Source organism: Psychrobacter urativorans (genome assembly GCF_904846695.1).
GTDB lineage: Bacteria > Pseudomonadota > Gammaproteobacteria > Pseudomonadales > Moraxellaceae > Psychrobacter > Psychrobacter urativorans.
In genome coordinates, this window is the sequence record NZ_CAJHBR010000001.1 from 185,425 (window position 1) to 197,868 (window position 12,444).

Consider the following 12,444-nt stretch of genomic DNA (forward strand, 5'->3'; position numbering starts at 1 on the left):
ATGTAGTCATCGAACCTTTATCATTGTTTGAAAAAAGCCATATCGTTAAAGACGGCATGGTTTTTTACTATTAATGATAGTTTTCCTATAAAACGCTATTGATAGCACTACAGTAACTCCACAGCTACCTGTCAGTAGGGTTTTTCTGCTACAACCTTTATCCATGGCTTACCCATCTTCTCAAGCACTGGTAATTACTTTCAATCGTTGCCCTAACTAAAGGCCTACTGTCACTATGACTGATCACTCTGCTAATGCTAATAACTTGTCTTCTAATAATTTATCAACCAGCGCCGCCGCCAACACTAATAGCTCAGCAAGGATAGCTATCATCGGTGGCGGTTTAAGCGGTCTTTTTACGGCTACTTTATTAGAGCGTGCTATTGCTCAGCGCCCTGCTCAAGCACACAATGAAGCAGAAGCTAGTAATAGTGCTAATGCTCAGCATCCGCAAATCACCATCTTTGAGAAGTCTCGTAGCGTTGGTCGTCTAGCGACTCGCTATCGCACTGATAGCCTCACTAATCAGAACTGGCAGTGGGCGTTTGGTGCGCAGTTCTTCACTGCTAAGTCAGACAGTTTCGCCCAGTTTATCGCTCCTTGGTTACAGTCAGGATCATTGCAACCTTGGTGCGCACAAGTGGTCGAGTTAACGCCAACTGATGGCAATGCTGAGCCTATTATCATTAAAAAAGAGCAGTGGGACACTACGCATGCTCGCTATATTAGCAGTCCCAAAATGACTAGTTGGGGTCGGCAGCTAGCCGATAATCTAACTAATAGCAGCCTTAAATTCAAAACCCGTGTGGCCCCATTAAGCACAGAGCATCATCAGTCTACGGACCAGAAAACGGAGCTATTTGACGAGTTTGGCGCCAGTTTAGGTTGCTTTGATTGGGTGATCTGTACAATACCTAATGGGCAAGCTATTGAGCTGTTGGCAGATAGTGGCTGTAGTAAACAGGCGCAAATTAGCCAAGCCAAGATGCTGGCTTGCTATACCTTAATGTTAGGCTGGGATAAAGTCAGTATGCTACCGCAGACGTTGCAAAACAGCGTTGCAGCGACTACTACGCCAATATGGGACGTGGCTTATCCACAACAGTCAATACTCGCTAAAATATTTGTGGAACATCAAAAACCTAACCATAGCGAGCTATTACCTAGTGTCACTATTCATGCTAATAACGACTGGTCAGAGGTGCACGTCAATGATGATCTTGAAATTATCCAAGCGCAATTATTAGTAGCAGCCAAGCGAGCATTAAACTGGAATAACGATACAGCGCCAAGCCAAGTAGATTGCCATCGCTGGCGTTACGCCGCTACTGTGATCAATAAGGGCGGGGAAGGGTTAGGAGTTTTAGTCGATAACGATCGCCACTGGATCGTCAGTGGTGATTGGTGTGGACAAGGTAATATTGAGAGTTGCTACTTGATGGCGGAACAAGTCGTTGAAGTAGTAGTCGCTGCTTTAAGCCTGTAATTGCCTTTATTTATCTGCTATTACAAAGACCATGTATGAGCTTATGCCAGCATAACGCACCACATTCGCACGTATAAACATCACCTCAGTCAAGTGCGTGCCGTCATTAGCAAAGCAACCCTAGGCAAATCAAGCGCAAGATCATTATAGTATTGATTAAGTAGTAACTGAATATGCTGGTCAAATTGGTAGTCAATCCAATACACATGAACATAAGATTCATATCAATAAAGAAATTAGCAGACAAAAAAAGGCCCACAGAGGAGTAACTGTGGGCTGAGGAAAACTGGCCAAATAGCTGGATAGTTAGCTATAGAATCAGTGAGTACTACTTATTATTGTTGGTTTCTTAGTAAAATTATACTTTATACAAAGTCATCAGCTTTGATGGAATTTACATGAGGTTAATCATGATAATTTCAATGTTTATAAATATTCACTTACAACTACCAGTGCACAACTGTAGCTCTGCTATTCATCTATAATAGCCGAGGTATAGCCAATTTTATAGTTCCAGTTACATGCTATTACGTTCGTACAGGTTTTAATACAATGTCTTATTTTGAAACATTTGACCTCTAGTCAAAAGAATACTACCTAATGTCGGATAAATGTTGCTATTAAAGAATTTTAAACTACTTTTTTAGGAGTTTTTATCTGAATAAAGTGAACAGATACAACTACACATAAATAGATGGCATGACGTCATAGATGAAAAATGCTAAGCTAGCAGCCATAATCGCATCTCCTATTATTTATTTTCTTATTAGACTGGTTCTGTCATGACCAAAAGTACAGATATACCTACGCCGCAGTCACAGCCAGTACCGAACGATAAAAGCATTTTTAATCTGCCGAATAACCTGACTATTGCGCGTATTTTGATGATTCCGTTGTTCGTAGCGATCGCTTATTGGCCGCCGGCAATGGGCATCAATATGCCTGCGATAACAGATAACGTTATTGGACGAGTAGGGATGAGTGAGTTTAGCGATAGTTTGCTACGTCACTTGTTGCTGACCGGGGTGTTTATCATCGCCGCTATTACCGATTGGCTCGATGGTTATTTTGCCCGTAAGCTCAATGTGATGTCGGCTTTTGGACGCTTTTTGGACCCTGTCGCTGACAAACTAATGGTAGCGGCGGCGCTGATTATTTTAGTACAGTGGCATCCTAATATTATTATGGCAATAGCGGCTATTGTAATTATTTCGCGCGAGATTGCAGTATCAGCGCTACGTGAATGGATGGCCGAGCTGGGCAATCGTACTAGTGTAGCGGTGTCTTATGTCGGCAAGCTCAAGACCACTTTTCAGATGATCGCTATTACGGTACTGCTACTGAACTGGGAGTCACTGGAATTGGTTGGTTATGGTCTGATGGTGGCAGCAGTGATCTTAACCCTCTGGTCGATGTTTATTTATCTTAAAGCGGCTTGGCCTTATCTTAAGCAAAGCGGCTAACTATAAAAGCTTGGATTGAAGCATTATTGAGTTGGTTTTCGCTAGATATTTATATTAATACTTTAAGTAATGACCTAAGTAATGACCCAAGTAATGAACCGATTTTTTAGCTAGCAGTCATTTAGCTAGTAATAACGTCAGTAGCCTAAGGCTATTGGCGTTTTTTTGGTTTTAGCTAGCACTATAATTTTGGCTATTTTTTAAGTTATTTTAAACTTTGATTGTTATAGTGATTAAGATATACTCAAAAATAATCTACCGAACATTAGTAAGGCTAGTAAAGTGGCGCACGCTATAAGATAGTATCCACACAGCCGACCTTGACTGGTTTATAGGAGTAAAGCGTTATGAAATTATATAAAGGGCAGTGTTTTACTGGCGTTGTATTATTAGCGCTGCTGGCCGGTTGTTCTTCCACGGCTCCTATAAGCGAAAGCTCAATGCAGACGGCTTCAAAATCGGAACGTTTGGGCACTCAATGGGGTGATGAAGTTAATTCGCCAGTGACTAGCGTTAATTTGCGTCGTACTAGTGAGAGACCTATCGAGCAAATGCAGCTTTATTATGCCGATAAAAACTACAGTGGTCGGGCTATAAATAGTATGTCACTAGTGGCTGGAAAAATCGACTTTTCAGTAGCTACTGATAGAGGTAATTTATCGCTTTATCGAGATAATGGTCATTATTACGTTCAAGGTCATGCCGGCCAAGCCTACCGTTTAGTGTATAAAAATAATAGCCCTAATACTTATGAAGTAGTGGCTAGTGTCGATGGCTTAAATGTTATTGACGGTAGTGCAGCCAGTCGTTATGCCACCGGTTATGTGCTAGCTCCCAATAAGCAGCTAGTGATTGAAGGGTTTCGAAAAAATAAAAGTGCGGTAGCCTCGTTTATTTTTAGCAAGCCAGAGAATGCTTATGCGGCGAATACTGATAGTGGCTCTATAAATAATACTGGCGTTATTGGTGCTGTTATTTACCAGCTTTATGATCCTTCTCGTCCTAGAGCACAAAATTTACAAGCCTTTCCAGCAGATAATGGCTATGCCAAGCCACCAAAATAAGCGCTACTATTATTTGATTATGATCAAATCAATGAGTGCTCGGCTGCTAACCGTTATACAGTAATTAAAGCCCCCTAATAGCGTAGCTAATCTAGCAACATTCCTAGCTACCAATTACTTACAAGAGGAAATAAGCATGAAACTAGTCAAAAAACAATCATTGCTTGCCGTCGGTTTAGTAGCGCTATTAACGGGGTGTTCATCGAATACCAGCATGAAAGAGGACTCTGCTCAACCCTCGTCTGAGCCCGTGCAAAATGAGTCTACGCAAGATGCAGCAGTGCAGGATGAGACCGTGCAGAATAATGCTGATTCTATGCAAGAAAAGTCAACGCAAGATGCCAGTGAGTCAGAGCGTTTGGGTACTCAATGGGGCGATGAAGTTGACTCACGAGTGACTATGGTTGATCTGCGTCGTGTCAGTGACCAACCTATTGAGGAGATGCAGGTAAGTTATGCTGATAAGACTTATAAGGGCCGCGCCTTAAATAGCATGTCATTGGTTGCTGGTAAGATTGACTTTTCAGTAACCACGGATGACGGTAATTTATCAATTTATCGTGATGCTAGTAATTACTATTTGCAAGGTAGAGCAGGTCAGGCATACCGTCTGGTTTATAAAAACAATAGCAGCAATACTTATGAGATCGTCGCTAGTGTCGACGGTATCAACGTTTTGGATGGTAGCGAAGCCAGTCGCTATGACGATGGCTATGTGTTAAACCCTAATGAAGAACTGGTTATTGAAGGTTTCCGTAAGAGTGAAGATGCAGTAGCCTCTTTTATCTTTAGCAAACCTGAAAATGCTTATGCCGCCAATACCGATAGTGGTTCTATAGATAATACCGGCATCATCGGTTCAGTCATCTATGAGCTTTATGATCCATCTGAGAGCAAACCAAAAACGCAACAAGCCTTTCCAGCAGATAATGGCTATGCCAAAGCACCAAAATAGTTATTAAAATAGCCGTTAATAAAAGGCTGTTTTGACTAAACCAGTTACAATCTACACTTTATAATAGATAGAAAATGCCAGCGATACGGTTATCGCTGGCATTTTTAATTACTGACTGTTTGCTAACTAAAAGGTACTAATTAACTAAATAGTACTAATTAACCAAAAATTAATGATCCATTAAAAAATATTCGTTCAAATCTATAGCCTTATAACTCGATAGAGAAGTTTTCGCCTAAGCTCTTATCGATAGCAGTATCAGTCACTGCTGCGGCAGTAATTTTAAACACATTAGCGAATGAATTACCATTAGCCCAGTATTCAGCCCCATGAGGCGTTACTTTTATTAGCTGTACTTTAGGATCATCAATACCTTGCTCAAAATAAGCGTTATATATCGGTGACCATAACTCTTTTAGCTTTTCTTCATCAGTAACTAGCTCAGCTTTACCAGTAATGGATAGGTAGTTTTTATCATCTTGACTAGCATAAGCGAGGTTAACTTCTGGATTGTGCTTAATATTGTCAGCCGTGTCAGAAGGACTATGACCAATAAACCAAATTTCTTTAGCGCCAATACTAGTCTCAATAGTATTCATCGGGCAAGAGTGCAAATGATCCTCGCTAGTACGAGTGGTCAGCATGGTATATTTAATATCATTAACCATCGCTTGAATCTTGTCCATTTGCTGTTGTCTGCTCATAAGAGGCTTCCTTGTCATTTGTAGGGGGTGGTTAGAGCAATGTTTATAGCTTACCGTAACTAATATAGCCAAATAGCCTAATCCAACAATAGAGGTAGTCTGTAATAGGCTGTGAAGGTTTGTAAGCTACTATTGGCTTTATTAAAAGTAAAATTTGCAGCATAAAAAACGCCAGTAAAGAGACCCTTACTGACGCTGGTATTCATACTTTATCTGTATCTATCGTTTGCAACTATTTAAAATTTCAGAACTATAGTTAGAACTATAAAGAGATATTGAACTGTTCGCCGACACCTTCAGCAGTTTTACCATCTTGCATAGCTGCTGCTGCCATTTTGAACATATTCACAGTAGAGCTGCCACTGATCCAGCATTCTATACCATGGGGAACCACTTTAATCAATTGCACGTTTTCGTCTTCTTTACCATGTTCAAAGAATGCGCTGTCCATTGGTGACCATAGTTCATCCAATTTATCTTTGTCTACTGGTAACTCAGCATTACCACTGACTGAAACATAATTTTTGGAATCTTGAGTGGCGTAAGTTAAGCCTACTTTTTTGCTATCTTGCAGGTCTTTTACCACGTCTGAAGTCTTATCACCGATGAACCAAATTTCTTTAGCACCGATACTGCTTTCAGTAGTAGTCATTGGCCAAGCATGTAGATCCCCTTTTTTATTCACTGTAGTCATCATAGCGAATTTAACATCTTTGATAACTTCTTGAATCTTATCGATCTGTTGTTGCTTGCTCATAGTGTTTCCCTTTTGATTTTTAATTATTTGCGATGCTAGTAACCGATACTAGTAAATGGCATGCTAATTGAATTCTAACCGTTGTTTTATTAACTGACCCTAGAATAGCGAAGTGCATAGCGGTATTTATATAGTTTGCCAGTAAGGCGATGTGAGCGTTTGTAAGGACTACAATAGTTGCGTAAAAAGTGTGAGTGTTTGCCGAGGTGAATAACTCGCTAACTAAGCTTGCTAACTAACAGAGGAGGGTAAATCTGCACTAAACCTAATGATAAAATAGGCAAAAATCAGCCACTCAATAGCGAGCAAAGAATAAGGGCTTAGTTATATTTGCCACAAACAAGCTGAATTTATCGTGCTTTGCCCCTGCTTATTTCAGGTCTTCTTGTTATAATGCAACGACCAATTACCTCGCATGACCATAATGCCACATCTACCTTATACTCTATGGAACAAGCCTTTATGATGACCATTGCCGGACAACCGTTTTTGACCGACTTCCAGACCCAGCAACTCATTAGTCAGTTTCAACAAAAGACTGCACTCAATGTGACTCAAATTAGTACCCAACAGGTCTATGTGCTCTCAAGAGAATTAGATGGTGATGAGCATAAAAAAGCCTTAGATCTATTGGCAGTCACTAACACAACCGACTTTACCGCAGCGCAAGCGAATCAGCTGCAAGTCATCGTCGGCCCACGTTTTGGTACTATATCGCCATGGGCAAGTAAAGCGACAGATATCTTTAACAACTGTGAGATCAGTATCAAGCGTGTTGAACGAGTGATCGTCTATACTTTAACCGTCAGTGATTATAAGCAGGCTAAGCTGCCTGCCGCTGCTGAGCAATTATTGTTTGACCGCATGACCCAAAGCTTAGTTTATGACTTAGCGGATACTAGTAAGTTATTCGATGATCAGCAACCGGCTTCATTGAACCATGTTGATGTCATTGGTGCAGGGCGCAGCGCTTTAGAGTCTGCTAATACACAATTCGGTTTTGCCTTATCTAGTGAAGATATCGACTATTTAATGAACGCTTATGTTGATGAGCTGCAACGCAATCCGACTGACGTTGAGCTAATGATGTTTGCGCAGGCCAACTCTGAGCATTGCCGTCATAAAATATTCAATGCGGAATGGACAATCGACGGTGAAGTACAAGCCAAATCATTGTTTCAGATGATCAAGAATACTTATAAACAAAATCCACAAGGTATTTTGTCTGCTTATAAAGATAACGCTGCGGTAATGGCTGGCGCTGAAGGCTGGCGCTTTTATCCGGTCCCTAAAAATGCCACTGATATCAATTCAACGCATCCCTATGACTTTCATCAAGAAGATATCGATATTTTAATGAAAGTCGAGACCCATAATCATCCAACCGCTATCGCCCCTTATGCTGGGGCCGCTACAGGCGCTGGTGGTGAGATTCGTGATGAAGGCGCAACTGGTCGTGGTGGTAAGCCTAAAGCAGGTCTAACGGGCTTTCATGTCTCGCATTTGCACATTCCTGAGTTGGCCGAGAAGTGGGAACAATCCGGTACGCTTAGTACCCAAGATTATGGCACACCGGATCGCATGGCCACTAGTTTGGAAATTATGACCCAAGCCCCTTTAGGTAGTGCCAACTTCTCTAATGAGTTTGGTCGTCCTAATCTATGCGGTTATTTCCGTAGCTTTCAGCTAGATACTTCAGCTGCCAAAGACGGAAGTCAAATGCGTGGATATCATAAGCCAATCATGCTGGCTGGTGGTTATGGCAATATCAAACGCAACTTAATCGAAAAAAATACTATCCAACAAGGTGATCTGTTGATCGTCCTTGGTGGCCCAGCGATGCAGATTGGCTTAGGGGGCGGTGCCGCCTCTTCAGTCGATAGCGGCTCATTAGATGAAGGCTTAGACTTTGCTTCAGTACAGCGTGATAACGCCGAAATGGAGCGCCGCTGTCAAGAAGTGATGGATCGCTGCTGGGCACTAGCGGGCAATGATGTCGACGTTAGTAATGGCGGCAAAGACGGTAACCCAATCGTCTCCTTGCATGACGTCGGGGCCGGTGGTTTATCTAATGCTATGCCAGAGCTAGTCAATGATCATGAAATGGGCGCTCATCTCAATCTACGCCGCATTCCTTCGTTAGAAGCTGGCATGTCGCCAATGGCGATTTGGTCAAACGAAGCGCAAGAGCGTTATGTACTGGCGATTCATCCTGAGAGCGAAGCTCAGTTCGATGCAATATGCGAGCGTGAGCGCTGTCCGTATGCCATCTTAGGTACCGCCACTGATATCCGTCAGCTTATCGTTGATGATGAGTTATTAGCTGAGCAGCCAGTCGATATGCCGATGCAAGTATTGCTAGGCGGTACGCCAAAAATGAAGCGTAGCTTTAGCCGTCAACAGGCGACTTTGCCAGCATTACAACTTGATGAGGTGAATTTAGCCGACTCTATCACTGACGTATTACGTCATCCTACTGTCGCTAGTAAGTCATTCTTGATTAGCATTGGTGATCGCTCTATCACTGGTATGGTGGTCCGTGATCAGTATGTCGGTCGCTATCAAGTACCAGTGGCAGATTGTGCAGTAACTGCCACGGGCTTGCGCAGTCTTGCAGGTCAGCCGATGACTGGTGAAGCGATGAGCGTCGGCGAGCGCACGCCAGTGGCTTTGATTAGTCCTACAGCTTCGGCACGTTTAGCGGTTGGCGAAGCGATCACTAACATCGCTGGCGCGTGCATTGCGCAGTTATCCGATATTACTATGTCAGCGAACTGGATGGCAGCTTGTGGTGATGATAGCGAGGATGCAGCGTTGTTCGATGCCGTTTATGCGGTAGGCGAAGAGCTATGCCCAGCCTTGGGTATCGCCATTCCAGTCGGTAAAGATTCGCTGTCTATGCGTGCTAACTGGACAGATGAAGACGCCGAGACAGGCGCACAAGATAAGTCAGTAGTCTCTCCAATGAGCTTAGTGATTACCGCTTTTGCTCCTGTTGTTGATGTGGCAAAAACCTTAACGCCTGAGTTGTTGAATGGTGATAGTGCGTTCTATCGCATTGATTTATCCAAAGGTAAGTTACGTTTAGGCGGTTCTATCTTAGCGCAAACCCTTAGCCAATTAGGTAATGACTGCCCAGATCTTACCCAGCCAAGTGATCTAGTAGATTTCTTTAACTTTATCCAAGCGGGTAATGCCCAAAATGTCATCAGTGCTTATCACGATATCGGCGATGGTGGCCTGCTAGCAACTATTGCTGAGATGCAATTCACTAGTCGTCAAGGTATCAAGCTGTCATTGACTGATGATAATCTATTAGGTCAGTTATTCAGTGAAGAGTTAGGCGCAGTGATTCAGGTGTTACCTGAAAACGTACCTGCATTGATGCAAATGGCCGAAGAATTCAATGTCGGTGATATGTTGAGCTTAGTGGGACACAGCACTGAGGAGGACAGCTTAATTATCCAAACGCCTAAGTTAATCGGTGAGGATACGCTAAGCTTTAGCCGTGGTGAGTTACAACAGCAGTGGAGTCAAGTCAGTTATCAAATCGCTCGTCGCCGTGATAATCCAGCATGTGTACAGCAAGAATACGACTTGATTACTGATAGTAGCCATAAAGGTCTAATCGCTGCACCAAACTTTGATCTCAATCAAAAAGTTGAAGCGCCTTATCTTAATAGCCGTGAAACTAAGCCTAGAGTCGCCATCTTGCGTGAGCAAGGGGTTAACGGCCAGTTAGAAATGGCAGCAGGCTTCACTCAAGCGGGCTTTGAGGCGGTAGACGTGCACATGAGCGACTTACTAAAAGGTCGTATCAACTTGCGTGACTTCGATGGTCTAGTGGCTTGTGGTGGCTTTAGTTACGGTGATGTGTTGGGAGCTGGCTCAGGTTGGGCCAATTCTATCTTGTTCCATGATGATTTGCGTATGCAGTTCGTGCGCTTCTTCGCTCGTCCAGACACCTTCTCACTGGGCGTCTGTAACGGCTGTCAGATGATGGCGCAGCTAAAAGATCTTATCCCTGGTGCTGAGAATTTCCCACGCTTTATCGCTAATAAATCCGCTCGCTTTGAAGGGCGTACGGTCAACGTAAAAATTGAGCGCACTAAGTCTATCCTGTTCAAAGGCATGCAAGACAGTATCTTACCTATTGCTGTGGCACATGGTGAAGGCTTGGCAACTTTGAACTCTACCGAGATCGATGGTATGGCCAAACACGGTCAACTCGCTATGCGTTATGTCGATAGCCAAGGTCATCCAACGGAGACTTATCCGCTCAATCCAAACGGTTCGCTCGGCGGGGTCACGGGTCTGTGTAGCACCGACGGTCGTGTCACTATTATGATGCCGCATCCTGAACGTACGCTAAGCGCTTATAATCATAGCTGGAAACCAGAAGCATGGGATGAGGACGGTGCGTGGATGCGGATGTTCCGTAATGCACGGGCTTGGGTCCGTTAGGATATAGGCTAAGTTAATTTAAAGTATTGTTTTAGACATAAAAAAAAGGTGGGCTCAAAGCTCACCTTTTTTGTGTTTGTGTTTGTGTTTGTGTTTGTGTTTGGGATTTGGGATTTGGTGTTTGGGGATTAAGTTTTAAGTATTTAGGGTAGGTTGGTGTGGAGCTTGCGACACCCAACAACACATTGAGATATCATTAGTAATATACGTCAATGGAGTATATAATAAGTAATGAATAAAAAGGATTCTGGATGTTACATTTTATAGAAACCCCATTGTTTACTAAGCAAGTGCTTAAACTGTTAGACGACGATAACTATAAAGAACTGCAAGCAGATTTAATTAATAATCCAGAACAAGGGGATTTAATTCAAGGCACGGGTGGCGTTAGAAAAACCAGATGGGCGCTAAATCAAGGTAAAAGCGGTGGCGTACGTATTATTTACTATTTTGTTGATAATCACGGCGTATTTTTTATGTTGCTTGCCTATTCCAAAAATAAAAAGGTCAACTTATCAAGCCAAGAGAAGGCAAGCATGTATAAGCTAACCCAGCAAATCAAAGAGGTCTACAACCATGAGTAATGAATTTTATGATGATCTATCTACGTCGTTGAATCAAGCATTAGCGATTGCTAAAGGAGAAGCTGAGCCTAGCCGACAGTTTAGCTATGAGCTACCTGATATAAAGTTAATACGTGGCAAAACAGGACTATCGCAACAACAGTTTGCTCATAAACTCAATATAAGCCCACGTACTTTGCAGAACTGGGAGCAAGGCACGAGAAACCCAACTGGGGCAGCGGTTACTCTGATGCGATTGTTAGACAAGCAGCCTGATCTGATTGGTTTGGCTTAATAAATAAGAGCAGCGTATTATTTTTTTAGCTGCTATCTTGGTAGTTCACTGTTAGGCGAGAGAAAGCAAGTGTCTGAGACATTTGACCCAACGCAAGGGAAAATCTGTGATCTTCTTATGGCTAAGGTGAGAGGCGTTCCAACATTCGAGCGATCACCTCTAGCCAAGCCCCCGCAGCCCAGTGATCAACCAAGGATATCCGCTGCAATCAGGGCTAAAATGATCTTAGAATCGATATTGAGTGATTGCTTTAAAGTATTTTTAGCTTTTTGAAATTTATGTGCCATGCTTATTTTATATAAAACGGAGCACGAGGCGCACCCTACAATTGATTAGCTTAAACTATCGATAAATCCTTAGGTTGGGCGGAGCTTGTGACCCCCAACAGCTTGTGTAATAACCATAACTTGTCACAAAAGCCAAATTTTTAACAGCTTTTGTAGGCTGTGGCTTTAGCCCAGCAGCAGCTATGCAAAAGTACTATTTGAGTTATGAAAAGCCAGTTGTTTAACCAGTGGTAAGTTATGCCATGATAGCTAAAAATCGCTGGGTTAAAAACCCAGCCTACGGTAACTTTTCTATTTTGAATAATGATTTACAGAATTTTGATATTAAAGACTTAATCTGTTAAGCCTCGCACCTCGAAACAAAAGCTATCTCATGCTAAATTCTAATCTGTCTTTGCATTGGGAG

The 12,444-nt window shown here is 42.6% G+C and carries 9 protein-coding genes; 7 read left to right on the top strand and 2 right to left on the bottom strand.

Annotated features, from left to right (window positions below; translation table 11 throughout):
* Window positions 1-235 precede the first annotated feature (235 nt).
* The 4 genes from JMY09_RS00775 (at window position 236) to JMY09_RS00790 (ending at window position 4,968) form a co-directional block, all read left to right on the top strand.
* Window positions 236-1,486, top strand: coding sequence for an NAD(P)/FAD-dependent oxidoreductase (locus tag JMY09_RS00775; protein WP_227677088.1), 1,251 nt, complete (start codon window positions 236-238; stop codon window positions 1,484-1,486).
* 782 nt (window positions 1,487-2,268) lie between these two features.
* Entirely contained in the window at window positions 2,269-2,949 is a 681-nt protein-coding gene (pgsA, locus tag JMY09_RS00780) for a CDP-diacylglycerol--glycerol-3-phosphate 3-phosphatidyltransferase (protein ID WP_201621682.1), read from the top strand.
* A 347-nt stretch (window positions 2,950-3,296) separates the two neighbouring features.
* Window positions 3,297-4,013: a hypothetical protein gene (locus JMY09_RS00785; RefSeq protein ID WP_201621683.1), complete on the top strand. Its 717-nt coding sequence runs from the start codon at window positions 3,297-3,299 to the stop codon at window positions 4,011-4,013.
* A 136-nt stretch (window positions 4,014-4,149) separates the two neighbouring features.
* On the top strand, window positions 4,150-4,968 hold the full coding sequence (locus tag JMY09_RS00790) for a hypothetical protein (protein ID WP_201621684.1): 819 nt from the start codon (window positions 4,150-4,152) through the stop codon (window positions 4,966-4,968).
* 209 nt (window positions 4,969-5,177) lie between these two features.
* Here JMY09_RS00790 and JMY09_RS00795 read toward each other — a convergent pair whose 3' ends face one another.
* Together JMY09_RS00795 and JMY09_RS00800 are read right to left on the bottom strand one after the other, a co-directional pair.
* Window positions 5,178-5,672 (bottom strand): pyridoxamine 5'-phosphate oxidase family protein, encoded by a 495-nt coding sequence (locus JMY09_RS00795; protein ID WP_201621685.1) that lies wholly within the window; start codon window positions 5,670-5,672, stop codon window positions 5,178-5,180.
* 262 nt (window positions 5,673-5,934) lie between these two features.
* Window positions 5,935-6,429, bottom strand: a complete 495-nt coding sequence (locus JMY09_RS00800) for a pyridoxamine 5'-phosphate oxidase family protein (protein ID WP_201621686.1) — start codon at window positions 6,427-6,429, stop codon at window positions 5,935-5,937.
* Window positions 6,430-6,891: 462 nt separating this feature from the next.
* Between JMY09_RS00800 and purL the strand changes: the two genes are divergently transcribed.
* The 3 genes from purL to nadS all read left to right on the top strand — a co-directional run bounded on the left by purL (window position 6,892) and on the right by nadS (window position 11,751).
* Entirely contained in the window at window positions 6,892-10,893 is a 4,002-nt protein-coding gene (gene purL, locus JMY09_RS00805) for a phosphoribosylformylglycinamidine synthase (protein ID WP_201621942.1), read from the top strand.
* Between the two features lie 251 nt (window positions 10,894-11,144).
* Window positions 11,145-11,477, top strand: a complete 333-nt coding sequence (locus JMY09_RS00810) for a type II toxin-antitoxin system RelE/ParE family toxin (RefSeq protein ID WP_201621687.1) — start codon at window positions 11,145-11,147, stop codon at window positions 11,475-11,477.
* Window positions 11,470-11,751: a NadS family protein gene (gene nadS / locus JMY09_RS00815; protein WP_201621688.1), complete on the top strand. Its 282-nt coding sequence runs from the start codon at window positions 11,470-11,472 to the stop codon at window positions 11,749-11,751. Before JMY09_RS00810 ends, nadS begins: the two co-directional genes overlap by 8 nt.
* Window positions 11,752-12,444: the final 693 nt, after the last annotated feature.

Bases quoted from the DNA above. Each gene is read 5' to 3' on its own strand.
- purL (WP_201621942.1), top strand. From the start codon at position 6,892: ATGATGACCATTGCCGGACAACCGTTTTTGACCGACTTCCAGACCCAG.
- nadS (WP_201621688.1), top strand. From the start codon at position 11,470: ATGAGTAATGAATTTTATGATGATCTATCTACGTCGTTGAATCAAGCA.
- JMY09_RS00790 (WP_201621684.1), top strand. From the start codon at position 4,150: ATGAAACTAGTCAAAAAACAATCATTGCTTGCCGTCGGTTTAGTAGCG.
- JMY09_RS00775 (WP_227677088.1), top strand. From the start codon at position 236: ATGACTGATCACTCTGCTAATGCTAATAACTTGTCTTCTAATAATTTA.
- pgsA (WP_201621682.1), top strand. From the start codon at position 2,269: ATGACCAAAAGTACAGATATACCTACGCCGCAGTCACAGCCAGTACCG.
- JMY09_RS00785 (WP_201621683.1), top strand. From the start codon at position 3,297: ATGAAATTATATAAAGGGCAGTGTTTTACTGGCGTTGTATTATTAGCG.
- JMY09_RS00810 (WP_201621687.1), top strand. From the start codon at position 11,145: ATGTTACATTTTATAGAAACCCCATTGTTTACTAAGCAAGTGCTTAAA.
- JMY09_RS00800 (WP_201621686.1), bottom strand. From the start codon at position 6,429: ATGAGCAAGCAACAACAGATCGATAAGATTCAAGAAGTTATCAAAGAT.
- JMY09_RS00795 (WP_201621685.1), bottom strand. From the start codon at position 5,672: ATGAGCAGACAACAGCAAATGGACAAGATTCAAGCGATGGTTAATGAT.